We start from the raw sequence: 16,077 nt of genomic DNA on the forward strand, positions 1-16,077 counted from the left end.
TGGCCCCCCTCCTCCGTTCCGTTCCCGCCGTCACGGGGCCCAGGGCGCCCGCCCCTCCAGGACCAGCCGCCCCGCCTTGCGGTACTCGCGCCGCGCCCCCGCGCGTACGTCCTCGCCGGTCACCGCCGAACCACGGGCCGCGGCCAGGTATCCGGCCGTCACCGCGGCCGACCGGATCGCGCCGCCCGCCAGCTCGAACTCCTCGGCACAGCGCGCGATCTCCTCGGCCACGTCCTCCCCCTTCGGGGTGCCCGCCAGGCAGGAGTGCCACAGCGCCACGCGCTGCTCGGGGTCGGGGAACGGAAAGTCCACGACCACGTCGAGCCTGCGCGTGAACGCGTCGTCGATGTTGGCCCGGAGGTTGGTGGTGAGCACCGCGATCCCGTCGAACGCCTCAAGACGCTGCAGCAGATACGCGCTCTCCAGGTTGGCGTACCGGTCGTGCGAGCTCTTCACCTCCGACCGCTTGCCGAACACCGCGTCGGCCTCGTCGAAGAGCAGCACACAGTCCGTGCGGTCCACCTCGACGAAGATCCGCTCAAGATTCTTCTCGGTCTCACCGACGTACTTGTCGACCACCGAGGAGAGGTCCACCACATAGAGGTCCAGGCCCAGTTCGCCCGCGACCACCTCGGCGCCGAGCGTCTTGCCGGTGCCCGACTCCCCGGCGAACAGCGCCACGACACCGCGCCCGCGCCCGCCACCGGTGCGCAGACGCCACTCGCCGAGCACCCGGTCCCTGTGACGCGCCCGCGCGGTCAGTTCGTGGAGCAGACCCAACGGTTCGCCCGGCAGCACGAGATCGGCGAAACCGACCGCCGGCCGGATCCGGCGTGCATGACTGTCGAGCAGCGGCGCGGAGAGCAGCCGGGCACTGTGCTGCACCTGCGCCCGGGTCGGAGCGGTGCCCTCGAAGGCGGCGAGCGCACGTGCCGTACGGGCCGCACGGCGAATCTGATCGCCGCTGAGGCGGTACGCCGCCGTGGCCTCGGCCAGGTCGAAATCAGCTGGCAGGGGACCGAGTTCACGCTGCCACAGATCGGCGCAGCCGGCCGCGCCGATCGGCGCGTCGACGGCCAGGAGCTCCGTGTCCGGCGCCCAGCCGGGGTCGGGCGCGTCGGCGCCGGCGAGAACCACCGTCGTACCGGACGAGGCGAGCGCACGCACCAGCGGCCCGGGCCGCTGCGGCAGCGGCTCGACGACCACGGCGGCGCCGCGCAAGCGCGCCTCACGCAGTACCGTCCGGGCCACCGTCGCGTCGACGGACTCCGGCCGGTACCGCAGGACGGGCCGCCCGGCTCCGAGCAGCGCCGCCACGACCGCGTCCGTGGCCGCCCCCGGCACGCGCTCCCGCAGATGTACGGTGACGGGCCCGGCGGCGGCCACCCGCGCGCCGAGCGGCGTGGTCGCCACGTCCGACTCCGCGTCGGCTGCGGACGGTGTCAGCAACTCCACGCCGACCCCCGACAGATGGGCGTCCATCCGGGTGTCGTCGCCCAGCAGATGCGCCACCACCCGCTCCGGTACGCGCAGGGACCGACCCGGCAGCGGACGGTCCTCGTCCTCGACGTCGAGCAGGCCGCCGGAGCGCAGTGGCGCGCCCGGATGGAAGCGGTCACGTGCGGCGGGGTCGAAGGGCCCGGTACCCGCGAGGTCGAGGGCGAGCGCCATCGTGGCGCGCCGCCGCCCCACATCGTCGTTGAGGTACCCGTAGAGCGCCTCGAAGCCGCGGTCCACATCGGGCGCGAGCGCCACGAGCAGGATGTGCGCATCGAGTGGGGAAAGGCCGAAGGCCCCCGCGAGCGCGCCGAGGCGATCGTTCCCGCCGAGGTCCGGCAACGGGAGGGCGACGTCGTGCGCCTCTTGCGCCTTCTGCGCCTCTTGGACCTCGTGAGCCTCAAGCGCCTCGTGGCCGACGGGCCCCGCGGCGATCCGGCGTGCGGCCTCCGCGGACACGTAGAGCCCGCGCAGGGGATCACCGGCCGTGGGGTCACCGGCACTGCGTACGTCGACGAGTTCGCCGACCCGCGCGCGCAGCACGGCGAGGTGGTCGAGCAGCGGGACACCGAGGACGGCCCGGTCGTGGCTCATGCGCCGGCTCCGTCCTGCGAGCCGCCGCTGCCGCTCTCCAGCGCTTCGGGGGCCTCCAGGGCCTCGGACGCCGCCAAGCCTTCCGTGCCCTCCTCGGCCTCGTCGGGCGTCGGGGCCCGACGAGTCACCCGTGCCGCCCCCTGGCGCCGGATCATCCGGGGCTTCGACGCCACAGGCGCACCCGCCACGCCACGTACGACGATCTCCCCCTCGGTGACCGGGGGAGCCACCGCGTACACCGGCGTCACCGGGAACGGCGTGGTGATCACGACGTCCAGCGAGGGCTTCAGCTCACCGCCGAGCGCCGACCAGATGTCGGCGAGCGAGCGCGACTCGGCGGGCGGGACCGCGACGGAGATCGGCAGAGACGTGGTGATCGAGCGCACCGACTCGGGCACCGCGTCGTCGGGCAGCACCTCGTGCGGGAGCAGCAGCGCCATCGCCCCCGACAGCAGCCGGTGCTCGTCCTCGGGCCGGGAGGTCCAGGCGGTCACCAGGTACGAGAGCCGGAACCAGCGCGGTGGTCGGCGCTTGCGCGTGACGACGCCCTGGGCGTCCCTCTCGGCGTGGGCGCCGCGCTCGCGGCGGGCCACGTCCTCCCGGATGTCGTACAGATACGCGTTCAGGGTCGGGGCGTTGCGGCGGGCCGCCCAGTCCCGGGTCGGCGCGTCGAAGGCGACATCGCCCTCGACGGCGGGCGTCAGCAGCCGGCGCAGCGCCTCGTCGATCTCATGGAGCATCAGATATAGCCTTCGCGGAGCGCGTACGCGACGGCATGCGCCCGGTTGGTGAGCTGCAGGCGCGTCATCAGCGCGTGCAGGATGTTCTTGACGGTGCGCTCGGAATAGGCGAGCTTCTCGCTGATCTGCCGGGTGTCGAGCCCCTCGGCGAGCAGCCGCAGGACGTCGACCTCGCGCGGCGCCATCCCGAAGAGCGGCGCCGCCCCTCCGGTGGCCGCCCCCGCCGTCGTCGCCCGCTGCAAGCGCCCCACCTGGTTCAGCAGACGGCTGACGAGGTCCGGAGGGAGCTCTCCCTCGCCGCGCGCCGCGCTGTGCACGGCACTCAACAGACGTTGTTCGGTGGCCTGATGACGCCAGATGATGGCTCGTACCCCGTACTCGACGACGGCCAGCAGATCGGGCTCGCGGAGCTCGCGTGCGACGAGCACGACACGCTGGTCCCTGCCGCGCAACAGGCGCCGCAGTTCGGCCGTGGTGGGTTCGTCGATCCGCTCGGCGAGCATCACCGCGACCGCCGGGGCGTCCGGGCACACGTCGTCCTGGTCAGGGACGACGTCGACGGTCGGCTGATGCCTCAAGTGGCTGATGAGTCCGGCCCGGCTGAGTGGGTCGGACGCGTGGACGGTCACCGTCACCCGTTTGGTGAGCACTTCCGCTACCTGCTCTTTCTCACTCGCCTCGACCGTCCGTGCGCGGCCGCATGGCGAGGTCCCCGTGGTCTGCTGATTACCGGTCTGATGTGCAGCCGTGCTGCTCTCCGTGGCCGGCGTGCCGGCCACGGTGGTCCCTCACAGGTTGCCGCGCGCCACTCACGTCCCGCTGCCGCCGTGCTAACGCATCGCTGTCGTCCCCCAGAACCTCGGGTCCCGGGCCCTGAACAGCCAATTCGCATGTGGCGGAGCTCACTTGTGGGTGCCCGTGATCCGCTCCACGTCCGTCATCAGCGATTCCAGCCACTCCACGGCCGCGTAGTAGGGCCGAGGAGCCCCCGGTGGCTCGACGGCGAAGTCGGCGAAGTCCCGTGCGCCGACGGCGGCCGGTGTGCCCGGCGTGTCGCCGACGGGGTCCAGACGGGCGGAGACCAGCAGCATGCCCGCGGCCACCCGGTCGCCGATCCGCGTCACCGCCTCGGCCGGCTCCGGGGGCAGGGGCGGGACGACGGTCGGCTCGGGTGGCACGAGCAGCCGGTCCGCACCCCACAGGGTGTGGTGGCCGGACAGCAGGGCGGCCTGCCAGTCCCGCGGGTCGTTCGGTGTGTCCAGCGCCTTCGGCTCGCTCCGGTACTGCGCGTACGCCGATTCCGCCATGATCAGAGCGTGCTGCAGGGACCGGTGACCGGGCGAGGTGGCCACCGGGGCACGCGTCCCGCCCGAGGCGAGCTGCGACGTCGTGGCCACCACGGTCTCCGCGGCGCTCCGGAGCATCGTCGCCACCGACCGCCGCAACTCGTCGTGGGCTCCCTTGGGCCAGGCGAGCAGCCCGAACACGGCGCCGACCGCGCTGCCCGCGAGCACGTCGAGCAGCCGGAACTCGGCGAGCCGCCAGGTCGCGGGGGCCAGCTGGGCGAAGACCAGGGCGACGACCATCGTGAACATCGCCTGGGCCCACCCCACTCCCTTCACCGGACCCAGCGTGAAGGCGACCAGCATCAGCGGCGGCAGAGCGGCGGCGTACACCGCGGTGTCCGTCCCTGTCAGAGCGAGCAGAGCGGCCACGACGACCGCGCCCACGAGGGTCCCGGTGAGGGCCGCCCGCACCGTGCTCCTCGTCTCCCGCGCCGTCGTACGGGTCATGGTGAGTGTGGCGAGGAGCATCCAGAATCCGTGCGGCAGCGTGTCGAGGCCGGCGATGGTCCGTGCCGCCGCGAGCGCCAGCGCGATGCGCACCGCGTTCTGGAAGAACACCGACCGCTGCCCCGCATGCCCGGAGAGCCGCCGCCACCACAGCTGGGGGGCCCGCATCCGCGCGTACCAGAACCGCCCCGGAGCCGGCGCGGGGGCGGCTCTGCCCCGGACGGCGATCTCCGCCGCCGTGGCCATCGCCAGCGCGGCGTCGGCGACCTCCAGGACCGCCGCGTGGCGGCGCAGCCCTGCGGGCGTGGCACCCGGCTCCGCGCCCTCGGACAAGGCCTGACGGGCCTCCTGGAGCCGGGAGCGGGCTGCTCCGGCGCTTTCCCGGCCGCGCAGCAGGGACGCGGTCTCCAGGCACGTGTCGCGCACCGCGCGCAGCACGTCGGGCCAGGTCCCGGTCTCCGCCGGGCCGCCGGGCGGCGGCGGGAGCGACGCCAGCCGCCCGAGCAGTGTGCGGGCGGCCAGGCCGGTGTGGGCCAGGGCCCGGGCCCTGACACCGGGGCCCGCGGGCCGTTCCGCCTCGGGCACCCGCGAGGACCGCAGGCCGCCGCTCAGCTCCCGGACGGCCCGCAGCGCCGTGTCGCCGAGCGTGTACGGGGCTGAGGCAAGCTCGCCGGCGCAGCGCCCCGCGCGGTCGGCGGCCCGGGCGGCCAGCTCGCGGTACGGGACGCCCGGTACGCGATCGGGCAGCAGGAACGCCTCGGCGAGGATCAGCAGCGCCAGGCCGACCGTCGCTCCCACCAGCCGTTCGCCGAGGGTCTCGGGGACGTAGGGCGGAAAGGACGGCAGGATGTACATCAGCTGCAGTCCCGGAGCCGCGCCGGCCGGCCGCGGCCCTCCCACGGCCATGAAGGCAAGGACGAACCCGACGACCAGCATGCCGAGGGCCGCGCTCCACGTCCGTACGGACAGGTAGGTGCCGATGGTGATGAGCACCCAGCAGGCGGGCACCACGGGCAGCAGGGTGGCGGCGCGCTGCCGCCCGGTGCCGGGGATGTGCGACAGACCCGCCATCGCGACCGCGGCGAAGAGCGCGTAGGTGGCGGCGACGGGCGAGTCGAAGCCGTACAGGAAGAGGTAGAAGCCGACGGTGGCGGCGAGCGTGACGCGGACCGACCGCCGTACGGCCGCCGCGTAGGCGGGCGGGAGCCGGGCCTTCGAAGGCCGCACCCCGGGAGTGCCACGCATACCCCCAGGATCCACCGGGACGCTCCGTCCGGCATGCGGCGGGCGTCCGCCCTGCGCCGATCGGTGCTCCCGGGCTGCCCGGCATCCACGCAGCGCGGCGCCGTCGCTCAGACCCCGGCCAGCAAGGAGGCGCCGAGCGGGGTGAGGCTGTGGAGCACCGACGTGCCCGTCCGTACGGTGGTGATCAGACCGGCTCCGCGCAGGACCCCCGCGTGCTGGCTGGCGGCCGACAGCGAGAGGGCGGCGCGCTCGGCGAGCGCCGTCGTGGTGGCGGGAGACCGGAGCAGCGCCAGCACCCGCGCCCGATTGCGCCCGAGCAGCGCCGCCAGCGCGTCCGGCCGGTCGCCCGACCCGTCCGCGCGGCCCGCGCCGGCACCGTCGTCGTACAGGGGATAGACGAGCACCGTCGCCGCCTCAGGGCGGTACATCACCATCGGGCCGGTCGCGAACCAGGACGGAACGAGGAGCAGACCGCGCCCGCACAACGGGATGTCGTACGTCGAAGCGGAGGGCAGGTGCAGCGTCGGCGGCTGCCAGTTCCAGGTCGTGCCCAGTGTGGTGAGGAGGGCGTCGACACCTCCGCGCAGCAGCATCTCCGCCCGGAGCGCGCGATCGGTCAGGGCGTCGCTGCGGATCCGTGGCCAGAGCGGCTCGATCGCCGTACGGAAGTAGCCGCGGGTGTCGGCGACCAGGGCGGCGGTGGCGGCCGGTGCGCCCTGGGCGAGTTCATGGGCCCACCGGCCGGGGCGGCCCAGGCCGCCGTTCCATCCGGCTACCTCCGGTATCCCGAGATCGAGCGCGAGCCGCTCCGGCGGCGTGGATGCGGCCGACTCCAGGGCCTCGGCGAAGTCGTGCGCCGACGGCTGCAGCAGGAAGTCGGGGACGAATCCGTCCTCGGCGAGCAGCTCGGCGAGGACACCCGCCCCGAGGTTCGCGCCTCCCGGCAGGGACGCGTGCCACCGCCGGGCCGCGGTCCGCACCCGCGCACCCCGGCGCAGGCCCGGACACAGACCCGGACGCAGGCTCAGAACGGTCTCCGAGAGCGCGTTCGCCGCCGGAGCGAGCGTGATCCGACGCAGATCGGCGGCGGTGAAGTGAAGGCGGATCATGCCGACCGATTATCGGCCCCACGGCGCCGTTCACCCAGAGGCGACGGCCGACCCGTTCGAGGGAGACGACGCCCGACCCTTTCGCCCGGACGTGAAAGGCGATGCGTCACGGAGGACGAAGGAGCACGCTCCTCGTGTCCACGTCGCCGAACGTGTCCACCGACCGGCCTGAGCCCACCTCGCCGACCCGTGTCCACCCCGGCGATCCGTCTCCACGGCTCCTCGTCCCACCGAGCTCCCGCCGAACCACCTCCGGAGGTCACACCCATGCGCCGCGCCCCCACCCGTACCGCCTGTCTCGTCGCCACGGTCCTGCTCACCGCCCTCGCCGGCGCGCCCGGCCCCGCCGTCGCCAGGGATCTGCCCGACACGTATGTCGTCTCCCGGGCTCCCGGTGTGCTCCCCGAGGGGATCGCGGTCACCCCGGACGGCACCCTGTACGTGTCCTCGGACGGCACGGGCGCGTTGTACCGCGGCCACATCGGCCGCACGGACCTGAGGCCGTTCCCGGCTCGGGGACTGGAGGGCCGGACCAGCACCCTGGGCGTCCACACCGACCGGCGCGGCCGTGTCCTGTCGGTCGGCGGAGCGACCCTGACCGTCCACGACCGGCACGGACGCCTGCTCGCCACCCGTACCGCCGTGGGCGGACCGCTCGGCGCACCCGATCTCAACGACCTGACCGTGACGAAGGACGCGGTGTACGTGACCGACTGGGCCAACCCCGTCGTGTACCGGGCGGACCTGCGGGGCGGCACCCTCGGACCCCTCGAACCGTGGCTCGACATCCGTGAGGCGTTCCCGCAGTTCCCGGCGCGGTACTGGTTGTTGAACGGGATCGTGGCGAACGAGTCGGGCACCACGCTCCTGGTCGCCTCCAACGGCACCGAGGCCGTCTGGCGCGTGGACACCGCCGACCGGACCGTCACCCGGCTCTCCCTCGGTGAGCAGTCCTTCGGGCCCGACGGGATGGTGCTGCGCGGCCGGACGCTGTACGCCGTGCTCAACTACGGTGCGCCGCACGGCGTGTACATCGCCCGCCTCGACGAGGAGCTTCGTACGGGCACGGTGACCCACCGCCTCACGGGTGAACCCTTCGACCTGCCCACCACCCTCGCCCGGCACGGCTGCCGCCTCTACGTGGTGAACAGCCAGCTGGACGAGCCGCCGGGCCGGCCCCCGTACACCGTGAGCGCCGTCGACGACCCGACCTGCCGCACCCCCTGACCCCTCCCGGTGGGCCGCCGCCCCGAGGGACGGCGGCCCGCCGGGGCGGCCTGTCACGTGGCCGGCACCGTGTCCTGGAAGGTCGTGCCCGCCGTTCGGTACGCCCCGACCTTCGCGGCCACCTGGGCCGGGGTCAGGACCTGGTCCTTGACGTGCAGGACGTAGTCGACCTTCTGGTCGTAGGAGCGCGGCGTCGTCGAGGTCTGGCCGGCGAGGTCGATCAGCCACTGGTTGAAGTTGATCGACATCGGACGCTCGGGGAGGTACCGGGCGTCGTGGCGGCCGAACTCCTGGCCGTCGACGTAGTAGACGATCGTGCTGTCGTCGACGGTCAGTACGAGGTCGTGCCAGCCGGCGTAGCTCGTGCGGGACTCGGAGTGCTGGTTGACGGCCTCCCAGGGGTCGGGCCGGTAGGTCTCCCACGACGTGGTGTAGAGGATGTTGGCGGGCTCGCCCCAGCCTCCGTTGGGCAGGTACTCGAAGTCGTACTCGGCGTAGTCGTCGGCCATCGGCGCCTTGAGGTCGTTGATGGTGAAGAAGGTCTGCACGACACGGTCGCCGTCCGGACCCGACACCGGCGCGTCGGAGAAGCGCACCCGCGCCGCGTACGTGCCGTTCTTGAACTTCGAGGCCCGGGTGAGGATCTCGGTGTGCCGGGTGGACTCACCCGTCCCGGCGGTCGAGCTCCGCAGGTTCATGATCGAGTTCGTCCCCTCCTTGGCGAAGGTGACGTTCTCGGGCGCCCAGGTGGCGCCCGGCACCCCGGGACCGCCGGAGTTGGAGCGGACGCTCCAGCCGTGGGCGTCGATCGCCGGGTCCGTGTGACCGGTGTAGTCGAAGTCGTCGAAGAGCGTGGCCCCGTTGGGCGGCGGGGTGGTCGGGGGAGTGGTCGGGTCGGTGGGCGTCGGGGTGGGCTCGTTGCCCGCCGGGGCGGTGCCCCAGACAGGGACGCCGCCCACGGTCGCCGTGACCTTGGACCAGTTGGCGTACGTCGTCTGGGCGGGCCCGAACGAGTAGTCGTCGCTCTGGTTGAGCGCCTGCCAGTTGGAACGGTGGAAGCGCAGCTGCATGTCGCCGGTGTCCGCGCCCGGCGCGAGGGAACCGGCGCCGGCCGTGAAGCCGATCTCCAGGTAGCGGTCGGCGGTCGCGGTGGGGTTGGCGAGCGTGCCGAAGGTGCCGGTGAGGTTCGCGCAGCCCTTCACCGCCCAGGAGCAGGCGTAGGTGTACGAGGCTCCCGCGTCGGCCTTGAAGTAGTAGCGCACCTTGACCTGGCTCAGCGGGACGCTCGACGAGCCGGTGTTGACCACCTTGAGCCAGGGTTCGACCTGGTCGCCGCCGGTCGAACTCTGCCGGTACTGGACGGTGACCGCCTCACCGGCGGCCGCCGCCGGCAGGGCGGTGAGGGCGGTGGCGCCGAGCCCGGTCACCGCGGCGACGGCGAGCGCGGCACGGATCCGCAGGCTCCTGGTCCTTGTGGGGTCGTTCATGGTGATTCCTCTCCTTGGGTGGGGTGCTTCGGGGGTGTCTCCGGTCGGTGGACGGGGTCATGGGGCGGGGGTGAGGAGGGGAGCGGGCGCGGGCGGCAGACGGCGCGGCACCCCGAGGGTGTCGAGCCGTGTCCGGTGGTGGCGAAGGCGCTCCTGGAAGCCCGGCCAGTCGTGGCGGCCGGTCCAGACGACCTCGGCCAGTGCGCAGAGCCGCGGAAACGTGAGGTACTCGGCGTGCGCCGTGGTGGGCACGTACTCGGTCCACAACTGCACCTGGGAGCCGAGGACCTGGGCCGCCTCCTCCGGGCTCCAGTCCGCCGGGGCGGGCTCGTTGCCGTGCACGGTGCGCAGGTCCACGACCTCGCCGGCCTGGCCCGGCGGCTCGGCCGGGCTGGTCGACTGGGGGTAGTCGAGGTAGGTGGTGCGGTGGGGCGCCATGACGACGCGGTGCCCGCGGCGGACGGCCGTCCGGCCGTGGTCGGCGTCGCGCCAGGGCATGACGGTGAAGTACGGCGGGAGGTCGGCGCCGTTCTCGGTCCAGCTCAGCGGCAGCCGCCCCGCTTCGAGGAGGTGGCGTCCGATCCGTTCCATGAACCAGCCGTGCAGGGCCGCGGGGCCCGGCAGCCCCTCCTCGGCCGCTCGGCGGCGCGCGGCCGGCGAGTCGTGCCACTCGGTGGTGGGGCACTCCTCGCCGCCGATGTGCACGTACGAGGAGGGGAAGACGTCCATCACCTCGTCCAGGACGGTGCGGCAGAAGTCGAGCGCTCCGTCGTGGACGCCGAGGATCGTGTCACAGACGCCCCACCGGTCCCAGACGTCATAGGTACGGCCCGGATGGTTGCCGAGCTCCGGGTAGGCGGCGAGCGCGGCCCGGACATGCCCCGGCATCTCGATCTCGGGCACGACGGTGACGCCGCGCTCCGCCGCGTACGCCACCAGACCGGTGAGCTCCGTACGGGTGTAGGCACCGCCGTGCGGCAGTCCGCCGACCTCGGTGAGCCGGGGGAGTGCGGCGACCGGCATGCGCCAGCCCTGGTCGTCGGTGAGATGGAGATGGAGGACGTTGAGCTTGTGGAGCGCGAGGAGGTCCACGTACCGCCGGAGGTAGGAGACGGGCCGGAAGCGTCGGGCGACGTCGAGCATGGAGCCGCGCCAGGGGAAGCGGGGGGTGTCGGTGATCTGCGCGCAGGGCACGGACCATGCGACGCCGGCCACGGGTTCCGCGCGGAGCGCCTCGACGGGCAGCAGCTGGCGCAGCGTCTGGACGCCGGCGAGGAGCCCCTGCGGGCGGGCGGCCCGCAGCAGCACCCCTTCGGCGCCGACGGTGAGGCCGTACCCCTCCTCGCCGAGGCCGGTGAGGGCGCGGTCGAGCGCCAGGACGACGGAGCCGTCCGCACGCGCCGGCAGCGGCAGGCCGGTGGCCGGGCCGAGCAGGGTGCGGAGCAGTCCCGCAGCGCCTTCGGCGCCCGGTGAGACCTTGAGCGCGGTCGAGTCCGTGAAGGTGAACGTGCCGGGCAGGCACTGGAGGTGGGTGGGTTCGGGGACGAGTCGGGGCTGGGGCATCGCGGGGCGTTATCCCTTCACGGCTCCGCCGGTCATTCCGGCGGCGACCCGGCCCTGCAGGACCAGGAAGAGGACGAGGACGGGCAGGGCGAAGAGGGTGGAGGCGGCCATGGTGGCGCCCCAGTCGGTGCCGAAGACATTGGAGAAGGACGACAGCCAGACGGGCAGGGTCCGGTCGTCCTGGTTCTTGATGATGAGCATGTTGGCGAAGGCGAACTCGTTCCAGGCGGTGATGAACCCGAAGAGCGAGGTCGCGAGGAGTCCGGGGGCCAGCAGGGGGAGCGTCACCCGGCGGAACGCGGCGGTGCGGGTGCACCCGTCGACCTGCGCGGCCTCCTCCAGCTCGGCCGGGACCGCCGCCAGGAAGGAGCGGAGGGTCACGATGGTGAAGGGCAGGGTGACCATGAAATAGATGAGGCTGAGGGTCGCGAGCCGGTCGAGCAGGTCGGCGTCCCGGGCGATCACGTACATCGGGATCAGCAGCGCTTCCCAGGGCGCCACCTGGGCGATGAAGACCATGAGGATGAAGCCCCGCCGGCCGCGCCAGTTCATCCGGGCGACGGCGAACGCCGCGGCCAGCGCCACCACGAGGGCGAGCACGACGCAACCGGCGGTCACGAGCAGGCTGTTGCGCCAGAAGATCCAGAACCCGTCGGCGGCCACGGCGTCCCGGAAGTGCTCCAGGGTGACGGAGACGGGCAGGAACCGCGGGGTCTCGGACTGGATGTCGGGGGTCGGCCGGAAGGCCGTGAGGACCATCCAGTACACCGGGAAGACGGCCACGACGAAGACGAGCGCCGCCGCGGTGTTCAGGGGGAGTCGGCGCAGGACGCGCGGGGTCACCGGTCGGCCTCCTGTCGGAGCATCTGTCGGAAGTAGGCGATCAGCACGGCCACGAGGAGGAGGACGGTGAGCGTGGACACGGCCGCCCCGAGGTCGTAGCGGTGGAGCGACTGGGCCACCCGGTAGGCGTACACGGGCAGGGTGGTCGTCGCCTCGCCCGGCCCGCCCTTGGTCACCGCCCAGATCTGCGCGAAGCAGCGGAAGACCCAGATGACCTCCAGACAGAGGACGAGACCGAAGATCGGGCGCAGCAGGGGGAGCGTGACCGAGCGGAAGATCCGCCAGCCTCCGGCCCCGTCGAGCCGGGCGGACTCGTACAGCTCGGCGGGGACGGTGAGCAGCGCGGAGTGAAGGGTGATCGCGGCGAAGGGCACCGACTGCCAGACCACCAGCAGGACCAGGACGGTGAAGGCGGCGGGGCCGTCGGCCAGCCACGAGTACCCCTCGAAGGACTCGAACCCGAGCTGTACGAGTACCCAGTTGACCACTCCGAGCCGGGAGGCGAAGAGCCACTGGAAGACGGTCGTGGTGGCGATGACAGGGCTGGCCCAGGCGAGCACCAGGCCGGTGGTCACCAGGATCCGCATCCGCCGGCCGAGCCGCTGCATCATCAGGGCGACGAGCGTCCCGATCACCATGATCAGGACGACGTTGACCAGGGTCCACCAGAAGGTGCGCCTGACGACCTCCCAGAACTCGGGGTCGGCGAGAACGGTCCGGTAGTTGTGGAACCCCACGAACGCGGCGTCGCCACGGATGAGTTCGCCCAGGCCGTACTCCTGGAAGGAGATCAGCAGGTTGCGGGCGAAGGGATATCCGAGGAGGAGCAGTCCGCCGAGGACGGTGGGGGCGACCAGGAGGTAGGGCCAGAGGGCCGCCCGGTTCGACCGGTGGGGGAGCCGTACGGCGGGGCCGCTCACGAGCCGAGGGTCTTGGTGATGCTCTGCGAGGCGGTCGCGGCCGCCTGTGCGGGGTCGGTACCGGTGAGCACGGCGGTCATGTACTGCTTGATCGGGTTGGTGGCCTCGACGGCCGCCCACTGCGGGGAGTTCGGCGTCGCCCGGCCCTGTGCCGCGCCGGCGGCCATGGCGGCCGTCCCCTCGTCGTCCTGGATCACACGCGCGAGCGAGGTGCGGTTGGGCACGTAACTCATGGTTCTGGCCATGTCCGTCTGCCACTTCTCGCCCGCGAGCGCCTTGACCACCTCGTAGGCGGCGTCGGGGTGCGTCGAGGCCTCCGGCACGATGAGGTCGGAGCCTCCGGTGAAGACGGAGCCGGGCTTCCCCGCGGTCTTGCCGGGTACCGGGAAGAAGCCGAGCCTGCCCTTGAGCGCGGGGTTGATCTCCTCGACGATCTTCGCGCCGCCGGGTACGGCGATGATCTGGGCGACCTCGCCCTTGGCGAAGACCTCGGCCTGCGGGGGCTTGGCCTCGTCGGAGTCCTTGGGGCCCTTGCCGAGGGTCTGGAGCTGCCGGTAGAAGTCCATGCCGGCGCGCGCCTGGGCGGTGTCGAGCGCCCCCTTCCAGCCGGACCCGTCCTTGACCGCGAGGTCGCCGCCCTCCTCCCAGATGAAGCCGGACAGGGTGTACCAGTTCTGGCCGGGCAGGTAGATGCCCTGGGTCTTGCCCTGGTTGAGCTTCGCGGTGACGGTGAGCCACTCGGCCTGTGTCTTCGGGGGCGTGGTCACGCCCGCGCGGGCGAACAGGTCCTTGTGGTAGATCACGACCCGGTTGGCCGCGTACCAGGGGATGCCGTACTGCTTGCCGTCGACCTTCCCCGGCTCGGCGAGCCCCGGCAGCCAGTCCGCGCCGTTCAGCTCGGCGGTCTTGTCGCTGAGGTCGCGGACGCCGCCGCTCGCCGCGTACTGCGCGATCTGGGTGTTGCCGACCTCGATGACGTCCGGGGCGTCCTTGCTGGCGAGGGCGGCCGTGACCTTCTCGCCGATGCCGTCCCACTCCTGGATCTGGATGTCCAGGTCGATGTCCTTGTGCTCCGCCTCGAAGCCGGTGCGGAAGCGGTCGAGGAAGGCGTCGGTGACGCTGTCCTTCATGATCCATACGGTGACCTTCTCCGGTCCGCCGGAGGCTGCCGGGTCGCCCGATCCGCCACAGGCCGTGGCGGTGAGGGCGACGGTCGCCGCGAGGGCGACGGAGCCGGCGAGGGGACGAGTCTTCACGGGCACCTCGATGAATGGTTGACCAATTGGTCAAGTGGTCAGGTGTGTGACCAGAAGGTGGCACGGTCGAGGTGCGTCGTCAATCCCTTGAAAAACATGGGTTGTTCATGGGGTCTCGGGCCAACCACTGCGGCTAGTATCGGACTTACCAGTTGACCAGTGAGGGTGAGGGTGGATGGCATGAAGGACGGCTCCTCCAGCGGGGTGCTGAAGAGGGAGCGGGTACGCGAACACCTGCTGGGCCTGATCGAGGCGGGCGGCCCCGGCGACCCGATCCCCTCCGAGCGCACCCTCTGCGCCACCCTCGGCGTCTCCCGGCCCACCCTGCGCGCGGCCGTCGACGAACTCGTCGCGACCGGCGCGCTGGTGAGGGAACACGGCCGCGGCATGTTCGTCGCCCCCGCCAAGATCACCCAGCGGCTCGCCCCGGACGACGCTGCCTTCACCGTGCCCCGCGCGTCGGGCAGCTGGTCCAGCACCGTCCTGGAGTCCGCCACGGTCCGGGCCGGTGCCCGCATCGGCCGCAGACTCCGCCTCTCGCCCGCCGCCGAACTGCTCTACGTCGCCCGCCTCCGCCTGGTCGACGGCGCACCCATGGCCATCGAGCACCTGCACATCCCGGCGGACCTGGTCGGCGCCGCCCTCACCCCGGAGGAGCTCGAAGCGGGCGACCTCTACGACCATCTGCGGGCGCACCACCGGGTCCACGTCCAGGAGGCCACCCAGTCGATCGAGCCGACCGTCGTCAGCGAGGACGAGGCCGCGCTCCTGGACGTCCCCGTCCTCTCGCCCGCCCTGCTGATCGAACGCCTCACCCTCGACACGGCGGGCCGCCCCGTCGAGTACGTCCACTCGGTCTACCGGGGCGACCGCTACCGCATCGTCTCCCGCCTCGACTTCACCCGCGACGGCCTCGTGACCTCCTCGACGGAGGGGGATGCATACTGACCCGCAGTGGAACGGCGCACGGGGGAGTGGACGGCATGGAGCTGAAGCGGGAGCGCGTACGCGAGCACCTCCTGACCGTGATCGAGAGCCGCCGTCCAGGCGACGCGATCCCGTCCGAGCGCACCCTCTGCGCCACCCTCGGAGTCTCCCGGCCCACCCTGCGGGCGGCGGTCGACGAACTCGTCGCCACGGGCCTGCTGGTACGGGAACACGGCCGCGGCATGTTCGTCGCACCGGACAAGATCACCCAGGAACTCGTCGCCGAACACCGGGCGGCGGGCGCGCCCCGGAGCCGGGGCGACTGGACGAGCACGGTCCTCGAACTCCGCACCGTACGGGCCGGCGCCCGCATCGGCCGCAGGCTGGCCATCTCCCCGGCGGCGCAGCTCGTCCACGTGACACGCCTCCGGCGCGTCGACGGCGCCCCGATCGCCCTGGAGCACCTCCACGTCCCGGCCGACCTGGTACCCGGACTCACCGCCGCGGACATGGAAGGCGGCTTCTACGCGCATCTGCGGGAGCGGCGCGGCATCCGGCCGGCCCACGCGGTCCAGTCGATCGAGCCGACCGTCCTGAGCGAGGAGGAGGCGGCCCTCCTCGACGTGCCGGTCCTGTCGCCCGCCCTCCTCTTCGACCGGATCACCTCCGCCACGGACGGCAGACCCGTCGAGTACGTCCGCTCCCTCTACCGGGGCGACCGCTACCGCATCGTCTCCCGTCTCGCCCTCGGCGACGGCGCGCCCGGCGACCCGGCGACGGACGCGGCGCGGGGCGGGACGTGGTGGGGCACGGTCGAGTGACGACCGCTCCTCCGGTGCGCCGGGTGAACAGGCCCGGGTGGGGGGCGAGGCGGGA

The 16,077-nt window shown here is 72.7% G+C and carries 13 protein-coding genes; 3 read left to right on the plus strand and 10 right to left on the minus strand.

All coding sequences use genetic code 11. The features are described from left to right. Positions 1-30: 30 nt before the first annotated feature. From IF00_RS0111650 to IF00_RS0111670, 5 genes are all read right to left on the minus strand, one after another. Positions 31-2,091 (minus strand): ATP-binding protein, encoded by a 2,061-nt coding sequence (locus tag IF00_RS0111650; RefSeq protein WP_030317104.1) that lies wholly within the window; start codon positions 2,089-2,091, stop codon positions 31-33. Further along, the gene (locus tag IF00_RS0111655) at positions 2,088-2,831 is read right to left on the minus strand and encodes a Pvc16 family protein (RefSeq protein WP_078944631.1); all 744 of its coding nucleotides are present in this window, start codon (positions 2,829-2,831) and stop codon (positions 2,088-2,090) included. The genes IF00_RS0111650 and IF00_RS0111655 overlap by 4 nt, the downstream gene beginning before the upstream one ends. Next, positions 2,831-3,481 carry a helix-turn-helix transcriptional regulator gene (locus IF00_RS0111660; protein WP_030317109.1) on the minus strand — a complete coding sequence of 217 codons (651 nt, stop codon included), beginning with the start codon at positions 3,479-3,481 and terminating at the stop codon, positions 2,831-2,833. Before IF00_RS0111660 ends, IF00_RS0111655 begins: the two co-directional genes overlap by 1 nt. A gap of 252 nt (positions 3,482-3,733) precedes the next feature. Further along, positions 3,734-5,869: an FUSC family protein gene (locus tag IF00_RS0111665; protein ID WP_030317111.1), complete on the minus strand. Its 2,136-nt coding sequence runs from the start codon at positions 5,867-5,869 to the stop codon at positions 3,734-3,736. Positions 5,870-5,976: 107 nt separating this feature from the next. Continuing rightward, positions 5,977-6,978, minus strand: coding sequence for an ArsR/SmtB family transcription factor (locus IF00_RS0111670; RefSeq protein ID WP_030317112.1), 1,002 nt, complete (start codon positions 6,976-6,978; stop codon positions 5,977-5,979). A 267-nt stretch (positions 6,979-7,245) separates the two neighbouring features. Here IF00_RS0111670 and IF00_RS0111675 point away from each other — a divergent pair, with 267 nt between their 5' ends. Further along, positions 7,246-8,205, plus strand: coding sequence for an SMP-30/gluconolactonase/LRE family protein (locus IF00_RS0111675; RefSeq protein ID WP_051820098.1), 960 nt, complete (start codon positions 7,246-7,248; stop codon positions 8,203-8,205). A gap of 53 nt (positions 8,206-8,258) precedes the next feature. On the opposite strand, the gene IF00_RS0111680 is transcribed toward IF00_RS0111675, so the two are convergent. Genes IF00_RS0111680 through IF00_RS0111700 form a run of 5 tightly spaced genes read right to left on the minus strand, consistent with a single transcriptional unit; the run spans position 8,259 to position 14,274 of the window. Beyond that, a complete protein-coding gene (locus IF00_RS0111680; RefSeq protein ID WP_030317115.1) occupies positions 8,259-9,692 on the minus strand; it encodes a cellulose binding domain-containing protein in 1,434 nt (477 codons plus the stop codon). A 57-nt stretch (positions 9,693-9,749) separates the two neighbouring features. Then, complete coding sequence (locus IF00_RS0111685) at positions 9,750-11,255, minus strand: beta-N-acetylhexosaminidase (protein WP_030317116.1); 1,506 nt, start codon at positions 11,253-11,255, stop codon at positions 9,750-9,752. 9 nt (positions 11,256-11,264) lie between these two features. Continuing rightward, a complete protein-coding gene (locus tag IF00_RS0111690; protein ID WP_030317117.1) occupies positions 11,265-12,098 on the minus strand; it encodes a carbohydrate ABC transporter permease in 834 nt (277 codons plus the stop codon). Beyond that, a complete protein-coding gene (locus IF00_RS0111695) occupies positions 12,095-13,018 on the minus strand; it encodes a carbohydrate ABC transporter permease (protein ID WP_245234489.1) in 924 nt (307 codons plus the stop codon). The genes IF00_RS0111690 and IF00_RS0111695 overlap by 4 nt, the downstream gene beginning before the upstream one ends. Beyond that, positions 13,015-14,274 (minus strand): extracellular solute-binding protein, encoded by a 1,260-nt coding sequence (locus IF00_RS0111700; RefSeq protein ID WP_030317119.1) that lies wholly within the window; start codon positions 14,272-14,274, stop codon positions 13,015-13,017. Before IF00_RS0111700 ends, IF00_RS0111695 begins: the two co-directional genes overlap by 4 nt. A 180-nt stretch (positions 14,275-14,454) precedes the next feature. On the opposite strand from IF00_RS0111700, the gene IF00_RS0111705 reads away from it, so the two are divergent. Continuing rightward, positions 14,455-15,222, plus strand: a complete 768-nt coding sequence (locus IF00_RS0111705) for a GntR family transcriptional regulator (RefSeq protein ID WP_037637991.1) — start codon at positions 14,455-14,457, stop codon at positions 15,220-15,222. Positions 15,223-15,257: 35 nt separating this feature from the next. Then, positions 15,258-16,022 (plus strand): GntR family transcriptional regulator, encoded by a 765-nt coding sequence (locus IF00_RS0111710; protein ID WP_037638057.1) that lies wholly within the window; start codon positions 15,258-15,260, stop codon positions 16,020-16,022. The last annotated feature ends 55 nt before the right edge of the window (positions 16,023-16,077 follow it).

This window comes from Streptomyces flavochromogenes, assembly GCF_000717595.1.
Lineage (GTDB): Bacteria > Actinomycetota > Actinomycetes > Streptomycetales > Streptomycetaceae > Streptomyces > Streptomyces flavochromogenes.

Coding starts and splice junctions, on each gene's coding strand:
- IF00_RS0111650 (WP_030317104.1), bottom strand. CDS start 2,091: ATGAGCCACGACCGGGCCGTCCTCGGTGTCCCGCTGCTCGACCACCTC.
- IF00_RS0111655 (WP_078944631.1), bottom strand. CDS start 2,831: ATGCTCCATGAGATCGACGAGGCGCTGCGCCGGCTGCTGACGCCCGCC.
- IF00_RS0111665 (WP_030317111.1), bottom strand. CDS start 5,869: ATGCGTGGCACTCCCGGGGTGCGGCCTTCGAAGGCCCGGCTCCCGCCC.
- IF00_RS0111670 (WP_030317112.1), bottom strand. CDS start 6,978: ATGATCCGCCTTCACTTCACCGCCGCCGATCTGCGTCGGATCACGCTC.
- IF00_RS0111675 (WP_051820098.1), top strand. CDS start 7,246: ATGCGCCGCGCCCCCACCCGTACCGCCTGTCTCGTCGCCACGGTCCTG.
- IF00_RS0111680 (WP_030317115.1), bottom strand. CDS start 9,692: ATGAACGACCCCACAAGGACCAGGAGCCTGCGGATCCGTGCCGCGCTC.
- IF00_RS0111685 (WP_030317116.1), bottom strand. CDS start 11,255: ATGCCCCAGCCCCGACTCGTCCCCGAACCCACCCACCTCCAGTGCCTG.
- IF00_RS0111705 (WP_037637991.1), top strand. CDS start 14,455: ATGAAGGACGGCTCCTCCAGCGGGGTGCTGAAGAGGGAGCGGGTACGC.
- IF00_RS0111710 (WP_037638057.1), top strand. CDS start 15,258: ATGGAGCTGAAGCGGGAGCGCGTACGCGAGCACCTCCTGACCGTGATC.